This is a genomic window from Lysinibacillus sp. NPDC093197 (assembly GCF_044754025.1).
In the GTDB taxonomy this organism is placed as follows: Bacteria; Bacillota; Bacilli; order Bacillales_A; family Planococcaceae; genus Lysinibacillus.
Map to the genome: position 1 here is coordinate 1,080,112 of NZ_JBIVOH010000001.1, position 22,428 is coordinate 1,102,539.

Consider the following 22,428-nt stretch of genomic DNA (forward strand, 5'->3'; position numbering starts at 1 on the left):
AATCCGTTCCATCTGTCGTTTAAACTGAAGTGCCCTTACCGTATGAATACTAGTGCATCTAATTAATCACACGTTGCACAGAGTAAATATCCGGTGTTTGTTTAATGCGTTCAACAACCTTATGCAAATGTGAAATATTTGAAATAGAAATTGTTAGGTGGATGGTCGCAATTTTATCACGATCAGCGCGGCCACTCACAGCTAAAATATTCGTTTTTGTTTCGCTAACGATTTGCATGACTTCATTTAATATTCCAGGTCTATCAAAGGCAGAAACCTCGATGTCGACAGGATACTCTTTTTTCTCTGGTGTAAGCCCATGCTCCCATTCAACTTCGATTATACGCTCCTGCTCATCCTCTATTTGGATATTAGGACAATCCGCACGGTGTACTGATACGCCTCGACCTTTTGTAATAAAGCCGACGATGTCATCACCAGGAACAGGTGTACAGCAACGTGATAGTCGAATAAGCATATTATCAATGCCTTTTACAATAACGCCTGACTCTGTACGCTTTTGTGGAATCGGATTTTTCATTTTTTGTTCGATTTTTTCAAGTGCTTCTTCTTGCTCACGCTCTTTACGGCGTTTTTCGGCTAAACGATTTACAACTTGTTGTGCCGTAATACCATTCATACCAACAGCCGCATATAAATCTTCTTCATTCGTGTAATTAAATTTATCACAAACACGTTTTAAGTTTTCCGATGACATTGTTTCTTTCATGTCAAAATCTTGTGAGCGTATTTCTTTTTCAATCATCTCTTTACCTTTGATGATATTTTCCTCACGCAGATGACGTTTAAAAAATTGCTTAATCTTATTTTTTGCTTGTGATGATTGCGCAATTTTAAGCCAGTCACGACTCGGACCAAATGATTGCTTCGATGTTAAAATTTCAATGATGTCACCTGTTTTTAATGGTGTATCAAGCGGTACCATCTTACCATTAATTTTAGCTCCGATTGTACGATTGCCGACTTCTGAATGCACACGGTATGCGAAATCGATAGGTACAGAACCAGCAGGCAATTCAATAACATCCCCTTCAGGTGTAAATACGTACACCATATCAGAGAATAAGTCGAATTTTAATGACTCCATAAACTCTTCTGCGTTAGAAGATTCATTTTGGAATTCTAAAATTTCTCTAAACCACGTTAATTTTTGATCGACATTTTGTTTTTCAATATCAATCTTTTTACCTTCTTTATATGCCCAGTGAGCTGCGATCCCGTACTCTGCAATTTTATGCATTTCTTTTGTACGGATTTGAACTTCTAGTGGGTCGCCATAAGGCCCAATAACGGTCGTATGCAATGATTGATATAAGTTTTGCTTTGGCATTGCAATATAATCTTTAAAACGTCCAGGCATCGGTTTCCATAAAGTATGGACTATTCCTAACACTGCATAGCAATCTTTTATGCTATCAACAAGTACACGAATCGCTAATAAATCATAAATTTCATTAAATTGCTTTTTTTGTAGCACCATTTTACGATAAATGCTGTAAATATGCTTTGGACGACCATAAACATCCGCATCAATTTCGACATCAGAAAGTTGAGATTTCATTTCCCCCATGACATTGTCTAAATAAGCTTCACGTTCATCTCGTTTCTTCTTCATCAGACTGACAATACGATAATATTGCTGTGGATTTAAATATCGAAGTGCAGTATCCTCCAGCTCCCATTTTACTGTCGAAATCCCTAGACGATGTGCAAGTGGTGCAAAAATTTCAAGCGTTTCTTTCGAAATACGACGTTGTTTTTCAGCAGGTAAATGCTTTAACGTGCGCATATTATGCAGACGGTCAGCAAGCTTAATCAAGATGACGCGAATATCTTGAGCCATTGCTACAAACATTTTGCGGTGATTCTCCGCCTGTTGTGCTTCTTTCGATAAATATTTTATTTTCCCAAGCTTCGTTACTCCGTCAACAAGTACCGCAACTTCCTCGCCAAATTCACGGACTAAATCATCTCGTGTAAATTCCGTATCTTCAACAACATCGTGTAAAAAGCCTGCTGCCACAGTTTCTGGATCCATTTGTAATTCAGCTAAAATACCGGCAACTTGCACTGGGTGAATAATATACGGTTCACCAGAGCTACGAAATTGCTCAATATGCGCATCTCTTGCCAATTCATATGCTTTTTTCACGAATGCGACATTTTCCTCATTCATGTAGGATTTGACTAAATCAAAAACGTCCTCAGGAGTCAAAATTTGCTCTTTCGCCATAACATGTCCACCTTGCTCGTCAAATTTTTCAGATTAGATATAAACTTAATTGTATAAAAAATAGAGGTCGATTGTAAAGGGACTGTGTCATATAGTTTAGATAATATCGTGAACACTTTGTATTAATGGGTAAAAAATACATTATTATAGACAAAAAGACCCTTCACGAGGCAAGTGAGCTTCGCAAAGAGTCTATAATTTACTAGTTAGTTTGCTTTGTTGTAGGCAACAGCAATTTTCGCACCAACTACTGCATTGTTTTTCACTAATGCGATGTTTGCATCAAGGCTCTTACCTTCAGTTAATTCTTTTACTTTGCCAAGTAAGAATGGTGTTACATTTTTACCTTGAATACCATTTTCTTCGGCTTCTTGTAACGCTTTTTCGATAATGCTAGTGATGAATTCATGCTCAAGTGCCTCTGCTTCTGGAATAGGGTTTGCAATAACCGCTCCACCTCGTAAGCCTAAATCCCATTTAGCACGTAACATTGCTGCTACTTCTTCTGGTGTATCAAGCTTAAAGTTTACATCAAATCCGCTTTGGCGTGTGTAGAATGCAGGAAGCTCTGGAGTGCCATAACCTACAACAGGTACACCTTTTGTTTCAAGATATTCTAGTGTTAAACCGATATCTAAAATAGATTTAGCACCTGCACAAATTACAGCTACATTTGTTTGTGCTAATTCTTCTAAGTCAGCTGAAATATCCATTGTTGTTTCAGCACCGCGGTGCACACCACCGATACCACCTGTAACGAAAATTTCAATGCCGGCAAGCTCAGCACAAATCATTGTGGCAGCAACTGTTGTCGCGCCTAATTTTTTCGTAGCTAATAAATAGCCTAGGTCACGGCGAGAAGTTTTAGCAACACCTTGTGCATTACCAAACATTTCAAGTTCTTCGTCAGATAAACCGATTTTAATTTTACCGTCAATTAGCGCAATCGTTGCAGGTACCGCACCGTTGTCACGAATAATTTGCTCTACTTCACGTGCTGTTTGTACGTTTTGAGGATATGGCATACCATGTGAGATGATTGTTGACTCTAATGCAACAATTGGTAGTCCTTTTGCTTGTCCAGCTTTTACTTCTTCTGATAATACGATGAATTCTTTCATGTGTTATTCCTCCATTTCACTTTTTAACAATTCTTCTGATAATTCAGGTCTTACTGTGTACGGGGATGCAAGTGTATTTTTAGCATTCGTTAAGCCTGCATCAATGCAAACCTCAAAGGATTGTCCCCTTAACCAACTATGGATGACAGCACTTACAAAAGCATCACCCGCGCCAGTTACATCTTCAATTTTAGTGATTTTCTTAGCAGCAAAATGACTTGGTGTACTAGTTGTAGATGCAGCATAGACACCTTTGCTACCTGCAGTAATAATGACATGCTCGGCCCCTAATTGAAGAAGCTTTTGAATAGCTTTTTCATAGTTGGCATCGTTTTCAATTTTATGACCAACGATTGTTTCTGCTTCATCTGTGTTACAAATAAACCATGTAACCCCTTGCAATGTATCTGGTAATCGATTCATTTTTGGCGAAGATACCGGTACAATGACAAACGGAATAGCTCGCGCAATCGCTACTTGTTGGATGTAAGCTACCGTTTCTTTCGGGCAGTTTAAATCCATAATAAAGCAGCCTGCATTCATTAGCATTGGCTCATATTTCTTCAATAAACTTGGCAATAATAAATCATAAACTTCCATGTTTGCAACAGCTAATGCAAGTTCACCTTGCTCGTCCATAATCGCAGTATAAGAACCAGTTGAAGCATCTGGTAACTGCTCGACATAGCGTAAATTCATAAATGATTCTGATGCTTCTTGGATTACTTGCCAATCCGCATCCTTTCCAGCTGTCGTGAGCAACGTCACCTCATGATTAAGTCGACCTAAATTTTCCGCAATATTTCGACCAACCCCACCTACACTGAATGAGGAGCTAGCAGGATTAGAAGTTCCTAATTGCACGGTCCCTCTTACATGAAATTTCCGATCGAGATTAGCTCCACCGATACAAATAATTTCATTTTCCTCAGGTAAAATATAAGCACGGCCAACAATTTTCCCTTGCTTCGTTAAGCTCGACACTAGGTTTGCAAGTACTGGACGGGACAGATTCATCTTATCTGCCATCTCTTGCTGAGACATAAACGGATTTTTACGAATTAAAGCCAGTACCGCTTGTTCTCTTTCATTCATAGCATCACCTTTTATTATATTTGTTTATATCATAAACTTTTGTTTGAATAAAGTCAAACATTTCTCTTATTTATGCATGCTTACAAGGTTTTACAACAAAAAAATAGCACGCTAGAATACTTCCTAGCATACTATTTGTACTTTTCATGTCGTTTATACTATTATGTTCAATCCGTTCTGTTCATTACTATAGAATTCGTTTTAATGTGCTAGTTTATTCGGAGATTGCTTTTTCACGACGATAACAAACAAGCTAGCTAAAACACATAATACACCAGCTAAGAAAAACGCCCATGTGTACGAGTTGAAAAATTTATAAATTAAACCTCCACCATATGCTGCTACTGCAGCACCTGCCTGATGGGATGCAAAAATCCAACCATAAATAATACCACTTTTTTGCGTGCCAAAAATTTGTCTTGAAATACTAACAGTTGGCGGTACAGTTGCAATCCAATCTAATCCATAGAACGCAGTAAAAATAATGAGCAATGTAAGAGAACCTTGCATTAAGGCATACGGCAGTAAAACGAGAGAAGCACCTCTTAAAAGATAATACCAAAATAGTAACCAACGATTATCGAAGCGATCAGATAACCAGCCTGATAATGTAGTTCCGACTAAATTGAATATTCCCATGAACGATAGAAACGAAGCAGCCGTTACTAAAGGTACACCGAAACTAATACAATACGATACAAAATGCGTACCAATTAACCCGCTTGTTGATAATCCGCAAATAAAAAAACTACCTGCTAAAAGCCAAAATTCTTTCACTTTTATTGCAACGAATAAACCATTAAAAGCAATAATAATCGGGTTTTTCTTATTTTCTACTACACTTTCCGCTTTTTCTTCTTCAAGTCCATATGCAAGAAGCCCAACGTCCATCGGTTTATTTTTCATAAACAATAAAATAATGAAAAACATAATGGAGCTTAACACCATTATTAAAGCAATTGCCCATCGCCATGAAGAATTTTCAATAATCATTGCTAATATCGGGAGAAGAACTAATTGTCCTGTTGCCGTGCTGGCAGTTAATATTCCTAAAGCGAGCCCTCTTCTTTTTTCAAACCAATGATTCGCAACAAAAGGACTTAAAACGGTTAAAAAGAGGCTAGCCCCTAGACCAATAATAAAACCCCAAATAATAATCAATTGCCATGCTTGCTGCATTAATAATGTGAGCGATATGCCTATAATTAATATCGCCATAGCAGCTAGCATCATTTTCTTTAATCCCAGAACTTCAAGTAATGCCGCCATAAACGGACCTGAAATTCCGTATAAAAAAAGACTAATAGCAAAAGCCATTGCTATTACCGAACGATCCCACCCAAATTCATGTTCAAACGGGCCAATAAAAACACCTGATGAGGATAAGGTAATGCCAGCTACAATAATTGAAAAAAAAGTTATCATTAAAATAAACCAACTGTAATGAATACGTTTCATAATGCCACCTACATTTCCAGTAAAATGTAAAACGATTGTTTTTATATGAAAAAAATTTAGAAAACAGGTATGTTAAAAATATATGTATATACATATATAATAATGACTCGCTATTTTAGATGTCAAGAAAATAATTCCATTTTAGTGGTACAATATAGTTTAACGAAAAACTTAAAAGGAGATCTAGTTATGGAGAAAAATTACACAGACATTGACTATACTCAAATTTGCGTTTGTGCGAATCTTAGAAAAAAGACTAGGGCCGTTACGCAGCTATATGATAAAGCTCTTGAACCCACTCATTTAAAAGTTACTCAATACTCGATGCTAGCAAATATTGCCCATCATAAAGCAGTTTCAGTTAGTCAATTGGGTGATATTCTATTACTTGATCAGACAACGATAACCCGTAATGTCAATCTATTGAAGAAAAATGGCTATGTGGATGTTACGCGTGATACACAAGATGGCCGAACAAAGATAATTTCTTTAACGGCTATAGGAATCGAAAAATTAAATGAAGCAAAGCCAATTTGGATGGACATACAGGAAAAAATCATAGAGGATATTGGACTTGAAAAATATATAGAATTTTATGAAACGCTAAAAAAAATTCAAAAAGTAGTGAAATCCTACGACTAATTTATCAGAATTGTTTGGGTGCCTGGCACTTTATAAAAAAAAGGCTGTCCCAATATTCGGGACAGCCTTTTTCGTTTATTAATATTGAATTAATGTTTTCATGCTTAGATCGCCAAGTTTTGCACGACCGTTTAGTTCGATTAGCTCAATTAGGAATGCACAGCCAACAACTTCCCCACCTAATTGTTGAATTAGGCGAACAGTTGCCTCCACTGTACCACCAGTTGCAAGTAAATCGTCACAAATAAGCACTTTTTGACCTGGTTTGATGGCATCTTTATGCATTGTTAATGTATCTTTACCATATTCTAAACCGTAATCTGCACTAATTACTTCACGTGGCAATTTTCCTGGTTTACGAACTGGTGCAAAGCCAATTTCAAGCGCATAAGCAACTGGGCAGCCTATAATGAAACCACGAGCTTCAGGACCTACAATAATTTCTGCGCCAACTTCCTTAGCGTATTCAACGATTTGATCTGTTGCATATTTATAAGCTGGACCGTTATCCATAATTGTTGTAATATCTTTGAAGCTAATGCCTTCTTTTGGCCAGTTCTCAACTGTTGTCACGTATTGCTTTAAATCCATAGTTCTTGCTCCTCCTACGAAATTGTATTCGTATATAAATTTAATCGTTCATCAAACCATTGCTTTAGCTCTATATATGGTGCATAGACAAGTTTTTGCTCTATTTCAATCTGTTCTGAACGTTGTTTGTAAGACGGCGCCTCAGTTAATGCCGTTTTCGGCGCATTCACGTTGACAGTCGTCAGTCCACTCTCCATTCTAACAAAATTGAGCTCAAAAAACACCTGTGTCATAAATTTTAATGCTTCTAACGGCCAACCCGTATGCTTTGCTAAATCCGTTAAATGCATATCTAATGGAAATGCAGGGCGTTGCTTTAGAAATTTATAGTACCAGGCAAATTGTTCACGCGTAGGCATTCCGTTGAAGTACTGGGAATCTGGCATATAAAAATGAGCATAAATACGGGAAGGTGCAGTTTTTTGTAATACATTTTCTAATAATTGAACGTTGTGTGGTAAATCGAGCAACACAATATAATTTGTTTGCTCTACATTGGTCAGCTCAGCATCAACTAATTGAATTGGCACATCTAGCAATGAGTGATAATAGCTCATCGTCTCAGGACGGAACGCATAAAAAATAGCTTCCTCTTTTGGCACTGTATGCAACCAACGAGATGTTTGACGAATTCCACGAATATCAAATAATTGCCACTCTGTCGTTTGAACATCCTCAATCATAAATTGTGGCTTTTTACGTCCTTGCCACTCATTAATTTGAAGATCGCCAATAAACGATACTTTAATGCCGTATGTCAGCTCATTATACAAATGCCCTTTATTAAAACCTACACTATCCAATTTCTCAAGGCCGTCGGTTAATTCCATTTTAATGTGATTTTCAGCAGCACCAATTTTACGCATCGATGCAATTTCCACATCTTCAAGTACATACACTGGTTTCTGGAAATCTGTGCCGAACGGGCCGAGCGTCGCAATTTCTTCTATGGCATCCGCAGAAATCTCATCAATTTTAAGCGGAATATCAATTGAAACAACGGGCGTTAATTGCTCTTCTGTTAAGCATTCTCTTGCTTGTACATCCAAACGCGCTCGAAGTTCATCTACATGCTCCAATGGTAACGTCATTCCTGCTGCCATCGGATGTCCGCCGAAATGTGGTAAAATATCTCTGTTTTTCGCCAATTCATTATATAAATGGAACCCTTCAATACTACGTGCAGACCCTTTTGCTGTCCCTTTCTCAAAGTCTAGTGACAGGACAATTGTTGGACGATAATAAAGTTCAACAAGTCTTGATGCTACAATACCTACAACGCCAGCATTCCAGCCTTCCCCTGCTACAACTAAAACAAGTGAATCCCCAATCTTTTCATCTGCTTCGATTAAGGCAATCGCCTCATCTGTAATACTTTTCACGATATCTTTACGTTCTGTATTACATCCATTTAGCTGTTTCGCTAGTGCTGTCGCCTTTGGTGCATCCTCTGCCATTAGTAACTCAACAGCTGGAGACGCTTCGCCAAGTCGACCAACTGCATTTAAACGTGGCCCAAAATAAAAGCCAATCGTTTCTTCATTGATAGTGGCTTGCTCTGCACTTGCTACTTCGCACATTGCCTGTATCCACGGGCTAAGTGAACGTCTCATTTCCTCAATGCCACGTTTTACAAGATAACGGTTTTCGTCGACTAGTGGTACTAAATCGGCAACGGTACCAATTGCCACAAACTCAAATAAATGTGTTGGCAGCTCACCATATAGGGCATGCGCTAATTTAAATGCCACACCAACACCCGCCAGCTCACCAAACGGATAATGACCCTCAGGTACACGTGGATGTAAAATGATATCCGCTTGTGGTAACTCTTCTCCAGGCTCATGGTGATCTGTCACAATCACATCCATTCCAAGTTCCTTTGCCACTCGAATCGGTTCAATACCTGAGATACCATTATCCACCGTTAGTATTAATTGAATGCCTTCTTCATAGGCTTCACGAAATAACGCTTCGCTCGGACCATAGCCATGTAAAAAACGGTTAGGTATTTTAAAAGACACATCTGCTCCAAGGTCTTGTAGGACATTGAGCATGACCGTCGTACTTGTCACACCATCGGCATCATAATCTCCGTAAACTAAAATTTTCTCATTATTTTCAAGCGCTTTTTGGATGCGCTCTACCGCTTCTGCCATACCATGCATTAAAAACGGATCATGTATATTTGCTTCTGTCATATTTAATAAGCTTTCTGCATCAGCTGATGTTGAACAGCCTCGGGCCACCAAAATTTTCGCCGCAATAGCAGAAAGTTGTAAGTCATTTTGTAATGTTTGTACAAGTTGTGCGTCTGGACGCTCGACCTGCCATCTTTTTTTCGATAAAATCATATTTCTCACTTCCTCACGAAGGCTATTATACCGAAAATCGAGTATGTTCGCACTATCCACTAGCTTACTAGATTTATCCTGATTTAATAGATTGTCTATTTTTTCGTTATTTCTAACATGCAAGACACTTTCCTTCCGCATATTAAAAAGCCTACTCTAAAAAAGAGTAGACTTCGGAGTGGACGGCGACAAATAAAGTGCCAGGCACTCAAACAATTTCAGTTCCTTTTGAGGCTGCGACTAATGCTTCGATTTTAGCAACATTTCCTTCATGCAAAGCCGCCACTATTGTACTGCCTACAATTACGCCATTGCCAAGGGCACCCATGCTCACCACTTGTTGAGGCGTTGAAATGCCAAAGCCAGCTAACACAGGTATGTGACTCATATTACGCAAACGTGTAAAATGACCTTCTAAATCATCTGCAAAGCTTGCACGAGCCCCAGTAATACCGTTCACAGTTACTGCATAAACGAAACCTTGACTAGCCGCTGCTATACGAGCAATTCGCTCTGGTGGGCTTGTTAACGATACAAGTTGCACAATGTCAACACCATGGGGATTTAAAGTTTGACGAAGTATTTCACTTTCCTCTAGTGGTACATCAGGAACGATTAACCCTTTTATCCCCCCTGCTTCACAAGCGATGGCAAATTGCTCTAAACCATAAGCTAAAACTGGATTAAAATATGTCATAACGGCTAATGGAACTGTAATCTCTTGACGGAATGAAGCAAGCGCTTCTAGAACTTTTCGCAATGTTACACCTTCTGCCAAAGCTCGTTCTCCTGCCTGCTCTATCGTAGGACCATCCGCAACAGGATCGGTAAAAGGAATACCCACTTCAATGGCTGTCACACCCATTTTTTGTAATGACAAAATAGTTGGCTTTAACGTTTCAAGCCCACCATCTCCTGCCATAATATAGGGCACAAATGCTTTATTACCAGCGTTGTTCACTTGATCAATTGCCTGCTGTAATGTTGTCATTATTTATCACCTCCAAGTACTGCACGAACAGTATGTACATCCTTATCACCGCGGCCTGATAAACAAACAACAATGATATCACCAGCATTCATTTCTTTTGCAAGCTTTGCTGTATACGCAATAGCATGTGCACTTTCCAGAGCCGGTAAAATACCTTCTGTGCGACTTAGTAATTGTAGACCTTCAAGCGCTTCATCATCTGTAATAGAATCAAAATTTGCGCGTCCAATATCATGCAAATAACAATGCTCTGGCCCCTTCCCAGGGTAATCAAGACCTGCTGAAATGGAATGTGCCTCCTGAACAAAACCATTGTCATCTTGAAGTAAATACATGTATGCTCCGTGAAGAACGCCTAACTGACCACCTGCAATGGCCGCAGCGTGTTTCCCTGTATCAATACCACTTCCAGCTGCTTCTACACCGTATAACGCTACCGATTCATCATCGACAAATGGATGGAACATGCCAATAGCATTACTGCCACCGCCTATACAAGCGACAACGGCATCTGGTAAACGTCCTTCTTTTGCAAGGACTTGTGCTCTTGTCTCCACACCAATGATACGTTGGAAATCACGCACTATTTTCGGGAAAGGATGAGGACCTAGAGCTGAGCCTAAAATATAATGTGTATCTTCGACATTCGTCACCCAGTAACGAAGAGCAGCATTAACTGCATCTTTTAGCGTTTTCGAACCTGTTTCAACAGACTCTACCTTTGTGCCAAGTAGCTCCATACGAAAAACATTTAATTGTTGTCGTTTGATATCTTCAGCACCCATAAAAACAACACATTCCAGATTTAACAATGCACAAGCAGTCGCTGTCGCTACTCCATGTTGTCCTGCTCCCGTTTCCGCCACTATTTTCTTTTTACCCATGCGCTTGGCAAGAAGCGCTTGACCAATAGCATTATTAATCTTATGAGCGCCTGTATGATTTAAATCTTCACGCTTCAAATAGATTTTGGCTCCACCAAGCTCTTTTGTTAAATTTTCAGCATAGTACAGCGGTGTCTCACGACCTACATATTCCTGTAAATAATAAGCTAGCTCGTTTGTGAATATTGGATCTGCCATCGCCTCATCAAAAGATGCTTCTAATTCTATTAATGCCGTCATTAATGTTTCTGGAACATACTGGCCGCCAAATTTCCCGTAGCGCCCTTCCTTCGTCGGTACACTATTTGCGATTGAATTTGTCATTATGCTCTCCCCCTCTTACTGCTTGTAAAAATGCTTCTATTTTTTTCGTGTCTTTGCTACCCTCCGTCTCAACACCGCTTGAAACATCTACCATAGAAGGTGATACAAGTGACAGCGCCTCTTGAATATTTTCTAATTTCAAGCCACCTGCTAGTATTAGCTTGTCTCGTTGGATGCCGGCTGCCTCAAGTAATGTCCAATCAAACGTATGACCACTTCCGCCTTTATAATCCGTGCCAGGAGCGTCGAATAAATAATAGTCAACATCATAGTTGGTCGCCGCCTGCACATCCTCCGCGCAATGGACAGAAAGAGCCTTAATCGAAGGATAGCCTTGCTGAACAATAAAGGCCGGCGTTTCCTCGCCATGATACTGCACATAATCCAATGGCACACTCGAGACGGCCAGTTGTAATTCCTCAGGTGTTGGATTAACAAAAACACCTATTTTCATAATTCCTTCAGGTACATGCTGTGCCAATTGTTGCGCCTGTTCTATGGACACTTGGCGTTTACTTGGTGCAAAGACAAAACCGATGGCATCCGCTCCTCCTAGCACCGCCGCTTTCACATGCTGTACTTCTTTCAAACCGCAAATTTTTACTTTCGTCATACTGATGCACCCTCTTTATTTACTTGTAATTGTCGAAGTGCACTGCCTGCATCGCCACTGCGCATTAATGATTCTCCTACAAGCACAGCACTTGCGCCCATTGCCGCAACCTTTTTAGCATCTTCATTGTGCCAAATGCCGCTTTCACTAATCAGCACCCGTTGCTGCTCAAATGGAAAAGCCTCTGCAATTTCTTTCGTACGTGCTAAATCTACTTCAAATGTGCGTAAATCTCGATTATTGACACCAATTAACTTTGCACCTAGAGCTAGTGCTCGTTCAAGCTCTTCAACATCATGAACTTCTACTAGCACTTCTAGCCCCAAGCTTGTTGCAAAGCTAAATAATTCTTGTAACGTTACATCGTCAAGTGCTGCAACAATTAGTAAAATAATAGATGCCCCAGCAGCCTTGGCAAATCGAATTTGCACACGATCAATCATAAAATCTTTACAAAGTAATGGTGTTTGCACAGCTTTCGCAACTGCAGCCAAATCTTCAAACGAACCTTGAAAAAATGCTTTGTCAGTTAAGACCGAAATAGCTGCTGCACCTGCTTCAGCATAAATTTTCGCCTGTTTTACAGGATCAGCGCCTTGTGCAATAAGGCCCTTCGACGGAGAAGCACGTTTCATTTCCGCAATGACTTGCAAAGTGTCAGCAGTGTTTAACGTTGCAAAAAGAGAGTTGCGCTTTATTTCGTTGAAATCGGCTAATGGATCTGGCTGTGTAAGTAAGTCGGCTACCTCTATTTTTTTTTGTTCTATAATTTTAGTTAATATATTCATTGCCCAATCTCCACCTCTTTAATTTGCTCACTATAAGCGGCTACTGCCTCTAATTTTTGTAATGCGCGTCCACTGATGATACTATCCCTAGCAATAGCCACACCTTCTTTGACGGTTTGCGCAATCCCATGGCCAAATAAACCAATTCCAGCGTTTAGCAATACCGTATCAAAATAAGCACTTTGTTCACCTGCCAGCAATTTGCGCATAATGGCTGCATTGTCGTTAGCATTGCCACCTCGAATCGCTTCTAAAGGTGCATAGTGAAGTCCTGCGTCCTCTGCTGTTAAGGCAAACGGAATCAAATCTCCCTTATCTACTAAGACAAATGTATTTTGACCAGCAAGTGACGCTTCATCTAAACCCATTGGACCAGAAACAACTATCGCTCGCTCACGTCCGAGCATTTGTAAAACGGAAGCATATTCCATTACAAAGTTTGGTCGATTAATGCCAGTAAACTGAGTTGATAATGGGACTGGATTTGTCAGTGGCCCGACAAGATTAAAAATAGTTGGCTTTCCTAAGGCACGGCGCACCTCTCCGATACGCTTCAATTTTGGATGTACATTTGGAGCATATAAAAAAGCAATACCTTCTTTTTCTAAAAGCTCTACCGTTTGCTCAATAGAAATATTTGTATGAATACCTAATGCCTCTAACACATCCGCACTACCTGATGCAGATGAAATTTTACGATTACCATGCTTAGCCATTTTGACACCTGCCCCCGCTAATACAAAGGCTGATGCAGTACTAATATTAAATGTATTTAATCCATCACCACCTGTACCACAGTTATCCATATAGACACCTGCTTTAGCTGGTACTTCCAGTGCAAATGAACGCATAACCGTTGCTAATGCCGCCACTTCATGAGCCGTTTCGCCCTTTGCCGATAAGCTTAATAAAAAATTAGCTATTTCTTCTTTCGGTGTAGTTTGTTGGAACATCCATTTTGCCGCTTCTATCATTTCCTCGTACATTAAATGTTGACGCTGCTGAACCTTTCTTTTTATCATTTCCATTATTTTATCTCACCTTCATTTTTCAAATGTTGTAAAAACGACTGTTCTTCCGCTGTTACTTGTTTCAGTACATTTTTCACATTTGAATATTTTGTTACCGTTATCGTGGATTGCATATGCATTGTTTCATTTTCAACAACAATTGACTTACCAGTTAATGCAAAATCTAAATGCCCATTAAATCCTATAAATCCTATAGCACCACCAAAAACACCTGCTGTTTGCGTTGTTTTTGCTATATTACTCTCGGTTTGTTGATCTGGCATACATGTAGATGAAAATGGCGGTATTGTCGCAGCTAAGACATCTATTGCATGTAGCATCGGTAATAGTTGCCCTTCTACATAGGATGTCATATGCAGCTTCTGCTTCGAACGCTCAATTCTCATCGCATCAATCACTTGAATAGAATCACGAAAACATACATTTGCTAGCTCTTGTTGTACAGCCGTAACAAGAACTGCATGCGATTTCCTCACTTCAGTATTTTCGTACAGCTTACGTTCATTTTCTCTATCTTCTAAGTTGGTTGTGCCGCGTGGAAAAGAGCCCTCCGTAGGTGTCGCAATAACGCGTTCACCCTTTACTTGAACCAAACTTTCAGGCGATGTTCCCATCACAATATGATCATCAAATGTTACATAATACATATATGGGGCAGGATTTTTCTTTCGTAATTGACGATATAATGCAAAGGCATCTCCATGCATAGTAGCTATAAAGTGTTTGGAAAGAATAACACGTGTATGCTCCTCGCTTAACGTCTCTGTTAAGTTTGTAACAGATGTTGCAAATTGTTTATCTGATAACGGCTTTAGCGCATGATAGCTCCATGTTGTATCTTCAACTTCTTTGCCTGTTAATAACTGCAGAGCCAATTCCTCTAAATTCGGCTCTTTATTTTCTGCATCGATGTTTGTATGGATCAATGTAACTTCATCCGTTAGGTGGTCAAAAACAACGATTGTTTCATAAACATGAAAATGTATATCTGGTCCCTCTAAAATTTCTTGATTTCTTGCTACATTGTTTGTAGCACCACTGCCAATATAACCTATTGCACCACCTGAAAATGGAAATTCAGTCGTATTCGAAATACGAGGCATCAAGCGTTTCAACAATACGAAAATGTCGCCTTTATGTGTATACGTTTTTCCCGTTTTATAGGAGTATTCCGTAATCTCATCGCCTATACCTTTATATGTTTTTCGAGGATTGGCACCTATGAACGAATAGCGTCCTGCCCCTTCATGCTGTGCTGAACTTTCTAGCAAAAATTTATGTGTACCTTGCAAGCGTCTAAAAATTAATATTGGCGTTAACGAATCCCCATTTATTTTCTTTACCTTTGTTCTTGAACTGGTTGTTTGCATATCGACTAAACTCCTTTTAAACATTAATTTTACGTTTCTCGATTTAGCAAAAGCATAAAACAAAACAAAAAAAGCCCTCTGCAAAAAGGAATTTTCCTAATTACAGAGGACGATCATGACCGCGTTGCCACCTCATATTAGAGCTATAAAGCTCTCACTTATGTGCATCATTTTTACCTATAGCAAATAAAATCTATCGCAGTGTTTTTTGTGCGAAAAATTTATAGGCATATGTCTATTAAACAGTTGTGTAGTTAACTGTTTAAGATGAAGCACCCCCGATAACGTGGGGAATCCGTTTGCTATTTGCATAGCAACTCTCATAAGTCCATTCACATAAGCTACAAATCAGTTTTCACCAGCCACTGACTCTCTAGATTGCACACTTATGCTACTACTCTTATTCAACAATTTCTCAGCTATTCTCGTCTATGCTCTGCTCATCTGTTCTAGGCTGATCTCGCTCCCGAGACCTTCTACCGTATCCGAACGAAAAGTTAGCCTTATTCTATGCCACCCTACAATAATTGTCAACCAATTCTGATTAAAAGATTACAAAGTTGCTTACTTCTTTTCACATTTGTTATGGACTTTCATTATTTTAAGTAGATAAAATAAACCAACGAACAAAAATATAACTCCTAAAAAATTCAATACAATATTTTTAAGTAATTCATCTTTTACAGTAATATTTAAAAAGAAAGAACCAACCAGCACAATAAACAAACTCAATACAATTTTCAGCAATTTCATTAAATTTCCCTCCTATAAAATCACTTGTTAGTTTAATTTATTTCCTTTTCTATATATAATTTATATATCATATTTATAGTCTTTTAAAGAAAGGAGTATAATCATGAAAAAATTTCTAAACCTTACAGCGTTAATACTACTAGTAATATTTACTCTCAATCTCCCCTCAGCTAATGCAGAAGTATCATCAAATAATAAAAGATTTATTTTAACTGACTCTGCAACAAAAGAAAGTTTCATCGTAACAATAAATACTGACAACGGCATAAAAACGGTGATTGTAGACGACGGAAACACGACTGAAAACATTGTCTACGATACTAAAAAAAATGAAATGTTTTTAAACGGTGAAAAACTTTCAGATGAAATAGTAAATTCTTTAAAAAAATTTGCTGAAATTGAAAATGAGCATACATCAATCAATAACCATCAATCTATTCACTTGCAAAACAATAATCCAAGACCTTTATCAGTTGATCAAGGTGCTGGATTTGGTACAACATGGGTTTATTAATTTACAGATTATGGACAAATTAATGTATCTGGCTTAACTAAAGCTGCACTATTAGGTGTCCTCGCAGCCATACTTACAAAAAATGTAATAGTAGGTGTTCTAGCTTCTATAGCAACTGCCATTTTTTCTTCAGTCTCTTCTGAAAGAAGAAGTGTATATTATAAGCACATCAGATATACAAAACCACACGAACAGTTTCTCTTACTATATAAAAGATATAAAGAAGATGTATATTTTTACAAATACTCACAATATATAGGGCTAATAAGACATGAAACAATCTATCATTAACACAATAAAAGATTATTATTAGAAACACTAAAATTTTCAACAAAAATTCTCAATAATTAAGTTATTTGTAAAACACTAATCCTAACCATACAAAAAGAGCCATCTCAACATCAGTTGAGAATGGCTCTTTTAACTATTTATTAAACAGTAGGTTCGTCTGTTCCCCATTGTTTTTTCTCTTTTTTGTGTAATTGACCATCTGATTTTTTCATCTCACGCACTTTTAGTGAGTACCAGATTTGGGCTGCAATACAGATTGAAGAATACATACCTGTAATTAAACCAATTAATAACGCAATTGAGAACGTTTCAATTGATGGTGCACCGAAAATTAGGAGCGACACTACTACGATAATTACTGTTAATACTGTATTTACAGAGCGTCCCATCGTTTGACGTAATGATTTATTAACAATGTTCGCCAAAACTTCTCTGTCTTTAATCGTATCATACTGCTCTAAGTTTTCACGCATACGGTCAAATGTAACAATTGTATCGTTAATGGAGTAACCAACAATTGTCAGTACGGCTGCAATAAACGTAATGTCCACTTCTAAGCGCATAAAACTAAAGACAGCAATGATAAGGAATACGTCATGCAGAAGCGATACAATCGCGCCAATACCCATACGCCATTCAAATCGAATCGCTACATAAATAATGATTCCAAGTGCAGCAAGAGCTAATGCTTTAATAGCATTTTTCACGAGCTCTTTACCGATAGTTGGAGATACAGTACTTACTGCAGGCTCATGACCATATTTCTCGCCTACTACCTTCTTGAATTTTAAAACTTCACTTTGTGATAAGTCATCTTTATAACGGATAACCGCCATATTACTTTTCTCACCTGAAAGCACAATATCATCAGATGGGAAACCGATGCTAGCCACATATTTTGAAACTTCTTCTTTCGTTAATGTTTGATCCGCTTCAATTTGCGCTCGCGTACCACTTGAGAAGTCAATTCCAAGATTTAAGCGGAAAATTCCAAGAACGACAATCCCTGCAACAAAAATAGCTAAAGAGAGCGTATAGAATTTTTTACGGTTGTGTACAAAGTCAAAACGATCAAATTTTGTTGATAAATCTAATGTACCGATTTTTTCATCCAAGCTATGTTGTTTAGATCTTGGTATACCAAACCATGCTGGATTATTAAAGTAACCGCTGTTTACAAGTAATCCTAATAGCACACGAGAACCCCAAACAGCCGTTAAGAAGCTCAATAAGATACTAATGATTAATGTTGTTGCAAATCCTTTAACAGAGCTTGTACCGAAGTAGAATAATACACCTGCAGCTAATAATGTTGTGAGCTGCGCATCGACAATCGCTGATAAAGATTGTTTTGAACCAATCTGGAATGCTTGTTTTACCGAATAACCAACACGTAGCTCTTCCCGAATACGTTCTGCTGCCAAGATATTGGCATCTACTGCCATCCCTATTCCGAGCACGATAGCTGCAATACCTGGCAATGTTAACACGGCATTAATCCAGTCGAACACAACAAGTACTAGGAATGTGAAAACAGCAAGAGTAATAATCGAAATGAAACCAGGTAAACGGTAGTAGAATAGCATAAATAGGAATATTACTATTACGCCTACAATCCCTGCAAATACTGTACTTTTTAATGCTTGGTCACCGAATTGTGCACCAACTGATGTAGAGTAAATCTCATCAAGTTTCACAGGAAGTGCCCCTGCATTTAAAATACCTGCTAAATTTTTTGTTTCGTCAACTGTAAAGCTACCACTAATCATTACATCTGTAGTATTTAATGTTTGACTAACTGTTGCTGCAGAAGCATAGCGAGGTTTCGCTTTTTGTGATTCCGCTTTATAAGAATCGACGCCTTCTTCAAAGTCTAGCCATACAACAAGTAAATTTTGGCCTTGTGGTTTGGCAGCAATTTTACTCGTAATATCCGCAAATTTTTTCGCATCTTTTAACGTTAGCGAAACAATTGGACGGTTTTGTTGGTCAAAGGAAGCTGACGCACCATCAGCCTTTAAATCATCACCATCTAAAAGTAAATTATCATCGACATCACGGAATGTTAAATTCGCAGATGTAGATAGCATTTTACGAGCAGATTCTTGGTCTTCAACCCCCGCTAATTGCACGCGAATACGGTTTTTGTCTTCAACCTGTATGCTTGGTTCACTTACCCCAATTGCATTGACACGGTTACTAAGAGCTGTTGCCGTTGCGGTTACAACCTCAGGTGTGATTTTTTGTCCTTCTTTTAATTCGTTGACCTCATAAAGTACCTCAAACCCGCCTTGTAAATCAAGACCAAGCTTGATGTCCTTTAAGACGCCATCTACAGTCGTACCCATGGAAGCTGCAAATAGCACCAAAAGTAGCACGAATGCAACAATTCGACTTCTTAATTTCATCTATAAATCCTCCTCGAATTGGTGCAAGGGCATCCCTTACACTGCAAACAAGTATACTAGCAATACCTTTTGAAACCTGTATTCCTCCTTTTCCTTAGAATAATTGTAGCTCGTGCTTCAAAAGGGTTGCTTTACTTATTTTAATCGTTCAATAACGCGCAAATCCCGTACTAATAGAAGATGCGTCTCCCATTTCATTATGAATAGTAAGCGGAACATTTATGTAGGGAAATCAAAATTCCTTACAACTTTTTACAGCCTTTTTTTTAATATGGCTTGTACAAAGTAAAAAAGCGCAACACACTCATTATGAAACACGTTGCGCTTGGTGTCAATTCAACACTGTATTATTCTTATTAATCTTTTACAGAACCGACATATTCTGCTTGTGTTTTCACCGGACCAAGCAATGATTTTAGTTCCTCTGTGTTTATTTCTGCAAACCAATCATCACTTTGTAAAAACTCTACTTGGTTGAATGAGACAATATCGGACGGTGATACTGCAAAAATAGTAGCAATAATTTCATATAAGCGCAATTGCTCTATATTTTTTTTCCGCCATTTTTTTTCTACGCAAAAACGCCATAATTCTTCTGCTGTAATCGCATCATAATTATAATACTTAAATTCTGCAATCTTACTATCAATTGCCGGACGAATTTTTTCAAATAGTTGTGCATGTTGCATACTCATTTTGAATCATCTCCAATCAAAGTTGTATCGTAAGAAGTGTTTGCATACAAATAGTGTAAATGAATTTTTGCGGCTTGAGAAGGGACGGATGGCATGAGTTCTTTTGTAAGAGGTACACTATTTTTAATGTTTGTGATTTTCTTATCTAAACTCTTTGGCTTCTTTTATAGAATGCAGTTTATGCGTATTGCTGGTGAAGAGGCAGTCGGTATTTATATGACCGCCTATCCTGCATTTATTTTCTTCATCTCACTCATTCAACTTGGACTACCTATCGCTGTAGCAAAAATTGTAGCTGAATTACTAGCAAAAAATAAACGCGAAAGCATTTTTGGCGTGATGCGTACAGCAATCCTTTGGTCATTTATTGGTATGATTGTTTTTATGCCACTCGTTGCACTAACAATACCTTATATCTCTACTACGCTGTTACATAATGAACAAACAACCTTTACACTTTGGATTGCACTATTCGCTGTGCCAGTTTCGGTTGGTTCAGGATTACTTCGCGCTTATTTACAGGGCGTTGCTAAAATTACACCAACTGCTTGGGCACAAATGCTTGAACAAATTGTTCGTATCGGGTTTATTACCTTCATGTTACCACTGGTTGCTGCTTATAATAATGCTTCGATAACTGCAGCTTCTGCAATGGGTATTACACTGTTAGCTGAAGTAGTTGCTTTCTTGTATTTATGGCTACATTATACGGTTTCAAAGAAAAAATTATTGCCAAGAAAAAGCAAAGTGGAGTCCTATCCTGCTTCACCTATGTTGCGGGTTGCCGTACCTTCAGCAGGAAGCAAACTATTTGGCTCTTTCACTTGGTTTTTAGAACCAATTATCTTTTTAAAGGCATTAACGATGGCAGGATTGACAGCATCTGCCGCGACTATATTATACGGAGTTATTTCAGGTGTTTTAGTGCCCCTGCTATTATTCCCAGCCTTTGTATCCACAGCACTTTCAATTGTCCTTATTCCTGCTGTCAGTGATGCAGTCGCTCGTCAACATAACGCTCTTTTACAGGAACGTATATCCGTTTCTCTACGCTTATCTTCATTGGTAGGTTGCGTCGCTGCTACGTATTTTTTCGTACACGGTGATGACTTAGCAATGAAATTATTTCACTTAGAAGAAAATAGAGGCTATGTGAAAATATTAGCACCCATTTTTTATTTTTATTATATTCAAAGTCCATTACATTCGATTTTACAAGCTGTCGGTGAAGCTCGTGCTGCAATGATGAATTCAATATACGGTGGCCTTGGCAAACTATTCGTCATGTTTGTACTGGCCTCCCAACCTGGGATACAAGAAAAAGGTGCTGTTGTAGCAATTGGCTTCGGTGTGTTACTTACATCGTTCTTGCATATCGCTACAGTTAGACAACGTAAAAATTTACGCGCAGGCTTCCGTATGTTTGTTGTACCTTATAGTTGTTTTATCGGCGTTTGTATTGCGCAATATTTCTTCATGCAAATTATGCCATTACCGTTCCTATTAAGTAGCTGTGTTACATTATTTTTACTATTTACGCTGTTATTACTGACAAACCAATTACGCTTTACAGATTTCCTTTATATACGTAAATTAGCCAAGAAGGTTTAAAATTCCTTTAATTGAATATGGAGTCGATTGTCTTCCCATATACAAAAGAACACCGTACTAGTATCCTGAATATTATTTTTAGCTAGCTCTTCCATTAACCATTCTTCATCCTTATGAATAATCAATAAGTGTCTATTTTGGATATCACCATCAATGATCAGCGGATAGATAAATGCCTTCTCATCCTTTTTGTAAACGGAAAGGTTGCCAGAAGGCTCTAAGTAAGCATAAGCAATTTCAGTAACAGAAGCGATGCCATTTTCACGTAGTTGCTGACATAGGTCATCCAAATTATAGCGTTGCTTCCGCATTTCTTTTTCTTGGATAATACCATCTTTAACGAGAAGTGCTGGTTCACCGTCAACTAAATCACGTATCTTTTTATTTTTTAACGATAAATAAGCACTCAATATTTGAATAAAGAGCAAAATAATAATCGGTAAAATGGCATTAAATAAAGGATTTTCGTAATCATCAAGTGCAAAAGCAGCAACTTCCGCAATCAAAACAAACACGACTAAATCGATGACAGAAAGTTCACCTACTTCACGTTTACCCATTAAACGAAAAACAATAAGTATAAACACATATAAAAAGCACGTTCTAAAAATAATTGTTAAATATTCTTCCATACAGACAC

19 protein-coding genes and 1 other annotated feature are annotated in these 22,428 nt (G+C 38.2%); of the genes, 3 read left to right on the forward strand and 16 right to left on the reverse strand.

Features of this window, described 5'->3' with window-relative positions; all coding sequences use genetic code 11:
- Positions 1-58: 58 nt before the first annotated feature.
- The 4 genes from ACIP9G_RS05495 to ACIP9G_RS05510 form a co-directional block, all read right to left on the reverse strand.
- Positions 59-2,254, reverse strand: a complete 2,196-nt coding sequence (locus tag ACIP9G_RS05495; RefSeq protein WP_340823458.1) for a RelA/SpoT family protein — start codon at positions 2,252-2,254, stop codon at positions 59-61.
- A gap of 206 nt (positions 2,255-2,460) precedes the next feature.
- Positions 2,461-3,375, reverse strand: a complete 915-nt coding sequence (locus ACIP9G_RS05500; protein ID WP_340823457.1) for a pseudouridine-5'-phosphate glycosidase — start codon at positions 3,373-3,375, stop codon at positions 2,461-2,463.
- 3 nt (positions 3,376-3,378) lie between these two features.
- A complete protein-coding gene (locus tag ACIP9G_RS05505) occupies positions 3,379-4,470 on the reverse strand; it encodes a carbohydrate kinase (protein WP_401018024.1) in 1,092 nt (363 codons plus the stop codon).
- A 201-nt stretch (positions 4,471-4,671) separates the two neighbouring features.
- Positions 4,672-5,928: an MFS transporter gene (locus tag ACIP9G_RS05510; RefSeq protein ID WP_401018025.1), complete on the reverse strand. Its 1,257-nt coding sequence runs from the start codon at positions 5,926-5,928 to the stop codon at positions 4,672-4,674.
- 189 nt (positions 5,929-6,117) lie between these two features.
- Between ACIP9G_RS05510 and ACIP9G_RS05515 the strand changes: the two genes are divergently transcribed.
- The gene (locus tag ACIP9G_RS05515; protein ID WP_401018028.1) at positions 6,118-6,570 is read left to right on the forward strand and encodes a MarR family winged helix-turn-helix transcriptional regulator; all 453 of its coding nucleotides are present in this window, start codon (positions 6,118-6,120) and stop codon (positions 6,568-6,570) included.
- 78 nt (positions 6,571-6,648) lie between these two features.
- Here ACIP9G_RS05515 and ACIP9G_RS05520 read toward each other — a convergent pair whose 3' ends face one another.
- From ACIP9G_RS05520 to ACIP9G_RS05560, 9 genes are all read right to left on the reverse strand, one after another.
- Complete coding sequence (locus ACIP9G_RS05520; RefSeq protein ID WP_340823452.1) at positions 6,649-7,161, reverse strand: adenine phosphoribosyltransferase; 513 nt, start codon at positions 7,159-7,161, stop codon at positions 6,649-6,651.
- Between the two features lie 14 nt (positions 7,162-7,175).
- The gene (recJ, locus tag ACIP9G_RS05525) at positions 7,176-9,515 is read right to left on the reverse strand and encodes a single-stranded-DNA-specific exonuclease RecJ (protein WP_401018174.1); all 2,340 of its coding nucleotides are present in this window, start codon (positions 9,513-9,515) and stop codon (positions 7,176-7,178) included.
- Between the two features lie 208 nt (positions 9,516-9,723).
- Positions 9,724-10,506, reverse strand: a complete 783-nt coding sequence (trpA, locus tag ACIP9G_RS05530; protein ID WP_401018030.1) for a tryptophan synthase subunit alpha — start codon at positions 10,504-10,506, stop codon at positions 9,724-9,726.
- On the reverse strand, positions 10,506-11,714 hold the full coding sequence (trpB, locus tag ACIP9G_RS05535) for a tryptophan synthase subunit beta (protein ID WP_401018033.1): 1,209 nt from the start codon (positions 11,712-11,714) through the stop codon (positions 10,506-10,508). The genes trpA and trpB overlap by 1 nt, the downstream gene beginning before the upstream one ends.
- On the reverse strand, positions 11,692-12,327 hold the full coding sequence (locus tag ACIP9G_RS05540) for a phosphoribosylanthranilate isomerase (RefSeq protein ID WP_401018036.1): 636 nt from the start codon (positions 12,325-12,327) through the stop codon (positions 11,692-11,694). Before ACIP9G_RS05540 ends, trpB begins: the two co-directional genes overlap by 23 nt.
- Positions 12,324-13,115, reverse strand: coding sequence for an indole-3-glycerol phosphate synthase TrpC (gene trpC / locus ACIP9G_RS05545; RefSeq protein WP_401018039.1), 792 nt, complete (start codon positions 13,113-13,115; stop codon positions 12,324-12,326). Before trpC ends, ACIP9G_RS05540 begins: the two co-directional genes overlap by 4 nt.
- On the reverse strand, positions 13,112-14,143 hold the full coding sequence (trpD, locus tag ACIP9G_RS05550; RefSeq protein ID WP_340826448.1) for an anthranilate phosphoribosyltransferase: 1,032 nt from the start codon (positions 14,141-14,143) through the stop codon (positions 13,112-13,114). Before trpD ends, trpC begins: the two co-directional genes overlap by 4 nt.
- Positions 14,143-15,516: a chorismate-binding protein gene (locus ACIP9G_RS05555; RefSeq protein WP_401018041.1), complete on the reverse strand. Its 1,374-nt coding sequence runs from the start codon at positions 15,514-15,516 to the stop codon at positions 14,143-14,145. Before ACIP9G_RS05555 ends, trpD begins: the two co-directional genes overlap by 1 nt.
- Positions 15,517-15,618: 102 nt before the next feature.
- Positions 15,619-15,933: a binding site (T-box leader), on the reverse strand.
- A 147-nt stretch (positions 15,934-16,080) separates the two neighbouring features.
- Entirely contained in the window at positions 16,081-16,269 is a 189-nt protein-coding gene (locus tag ACIP9G_RS05560) for a hypothetical protein (protein ID WP_401018044.1), read from the reverse strand.
- A gap of 103 nt (positions 16,270-16,372) precedes the next feature.
- Here ACIP9G_RS05560 and ACIP9G_RS05565 point away from each other — a divergent pair, with 103 nt between their 5' ends.
- Complete coding sequence (locus tag ACIP9G_RS05565; protein ID WP_401018046.1) at positions 16,373-16,783, forward strand: hypothetical protein; 411 nt, start codon at positions 16,373-16,375, stop codon at positions 16,781-16,783.
- Positions 16,784-17,214: 431 nt separating this feature from the next.
- Here ACIP9G_RS05565 and secDF read toward each other — a convergent pair whose 3' ends face one another.
- Complete coding sequence (gene secDF / locus ACIP9G_RS05570; RefSeq protein ID WP_401018048.1) at positions 17,215-19,482, reverse strand: protein translocase subunit SecDF; 2,268 nt, start codon at positions 19,480-19,482, stop codon at positions 17,215-17,217.
- A gap of 356 nt (positions 19,483-19,838) precedes the next feature.
- Positions 19,839-20,177 carry a post-transcriptional regulator gene (locus ACIP9G_RS05575; RefSeq protein WP_340823434.1) on the reverse strand — a complete coding sequence of 113 codons (339 nt, stop codon included), beginning with the start codon at positions 20,175-20,177 and terminating at the stop codon, positions 19,839-19,841.
- A 93-nt stretch (positions 20,178-20,270) separates the two neighbouring features.
- Here ACIP9G_RS05575 and ACIP9G_RS05580 point away from each other — a divergent pair, with 93 nt between their 5' ends.
- On the forward strand, positions 20,271-21,788 hold the full coding sequence (locus tag ACIP9G_RS05580) for a putative polysaccharide biosynthesis protein (RefSeq protein ID WP_401018050.1): 1,518 nt from the start codon (positions 20,271-20,273) through the stop codon (positions 21,786-21,788).
- Here the strand turns inward: ACIP9G_RS05580 and ACIP9G_RS05585 are convergent.
- Positions 21,785-22,420: a DUF421 domain-containing protein gene (locus tag ACIP9G_RS05585; RefSeq protein WP_401018052.1), complete on the reverse strand. Its 636-nt coding sequence runs from the start codon at positions 22,418-22,420 to the stop codon at positions 21,785-21,787. The genes ACIP9G_RS05580 and ACIP9G_RS05585 overlap by 4 nt on opposite strands.
- Positions 22,421-22,428 lie beyond the last annotated feature (8 nt).

What these genes read in the sequence shown, in the direction of transcription:
- ACIP9G_RS05495 (WP_340823458.1), bottom strand. Translation starts at nt 2,254, where the DNA reads ATGGCGAAAGAGCAAATTTTGACTCCTGAGGACGTTTTTGATTTAGTC.
- ACIP9G_RS05500 (WP_340823457.1), bottom strand. Translation starts at nt 3,375, where the DNA reads ATGAAAGAATTCATCGTATTATCAGAAGAAGTAAAAGCTGGACAAGCA.
- ACIP9G_RS05505 (WP_401018024.1), bottom strand. Translation starts at nt 4,470, where the DNA reads ATGAATGAAAGAGAACAAGCGGTACTGGCTTTAATTCGTAAAAATCCG.
- ACIP9G_RS05510 (WP_401018025.1), bottom strand. Translation starts at nt 5,928, where the DNA reads ATGAAACGTATTCATTACAGTTGGTTTATTTTAATGATAACTTTTTTT.
- ACIP9G_RS05515 (WP_401018028.1), top strand. Translation starts at nt 6,118, where the DNA reads ATGGAGAAAAATTACACAGACATTGACTATACTCAAATTTGCGTTTGT.
- ACIP9G_RS05520 (WP_340823452.1), bottom strand. Translation starts at nt 7,161, where the DNA reads ATGGATTTAAAGCAATACGTGACAACAGTTGAGAACTGGCCAAAAGAA.
- recJ (WP_401018174.1), bottom strand. Translation starts at nt 9,515, where the DNA reads ATGATTTTATCGAAAAAAAGATGGCAGGTCGAGCGTCCAGACGCACAA.
- trpA (WP_401018030.1), bottom strand. Translation starts at nt 10,506, where the DNA reads ATGACAACATTACAGCAGGCAATTGATCAAGTGAACAACGCTGGTAAT.
- trpB (WP_401018033.1), bottom strand. Translation starts at nt 11,714, where the DNA reads ATGACAAATTCAATCGCAAATAGTGTACCGACGAAGGAAGGGCGCTAC.
- ACIP9G_RS05540 (WP_401018036.1), bottom strand. Translation starts at nt 12,327, where the DNA reads ATGACGAAAGTAAAAATTTGCGGTTTGAAAGAAGTACAGCATGTGAAA.
- trpC (WP_401018039.1), bottom strand. Translation starts at nt 13,115, where the DNA reads ATGAATATATTAACTAAAATTATAGAACAAAAAAAAATAGAGGTAGCC.
- trpD (WP_340826448.1), bottom strand. Translation starts at nt 14,143, where the DNA reads ATGGAAATGATAAAAAGAAAGGTTCAGCAGCGTCAACATTTAATGTAC.
- ACIP9G_RS05555 (WP_401018041.1), bottom strand. Translation starts at nt 15,516, where the DNA reads ATGCAAACAACCAGTTCAAGAACAAAGGTAAAGAAAATAAATGGGGAT.
- ACIP9G_RS05560 (WP_401018044.1), bottom strand. Translation starts at nt 16,269, where the DNA reads ATGAAATTGCTGAAAATTGTATTGAGTTTGTTTATTGTGCTGGTTGGT.
- ACIP9G_RS05565 (WP_401018046.1), top strand. Translation starts at nt 16,373, where the DNA reads ATGAAAAAATTTCTAAACCTTACAGCGTTAATACTACTAGTAATATTT.
- secDF (WP_401018048.1), bottom strand. Translation starts at nt 19,482, where the DNA reads ATGAAATTAAGAAGTCGAATTGTTGCATTCGTGCTACTTTTGGTGCTA.
- ACIP9G_RS05575 (WP_340823434.1), bottom strand. Translation starts at nt 20,177, where the DNA reads ATGAGTATGCAACATGCACAACTATTTGAAAAAATTCGTCCGGCAATT.
- ACIP9G_RS05580 (WP_401018050.1), top strand. Translation starts at nt 20,271, where the DNA reads ATGAGTTCTTTTGTAAGAGGTACACTATTTTTAATGTTTGTGATTTTC.
- ACIP9G_RS05585 (WP_401018052.1), bottom strand. Translation starts at nt 22,420, where the DNA reads ATGGAAGAATATTTAACAATTATTTTTAGAACGTGCTTTTTATATGTG.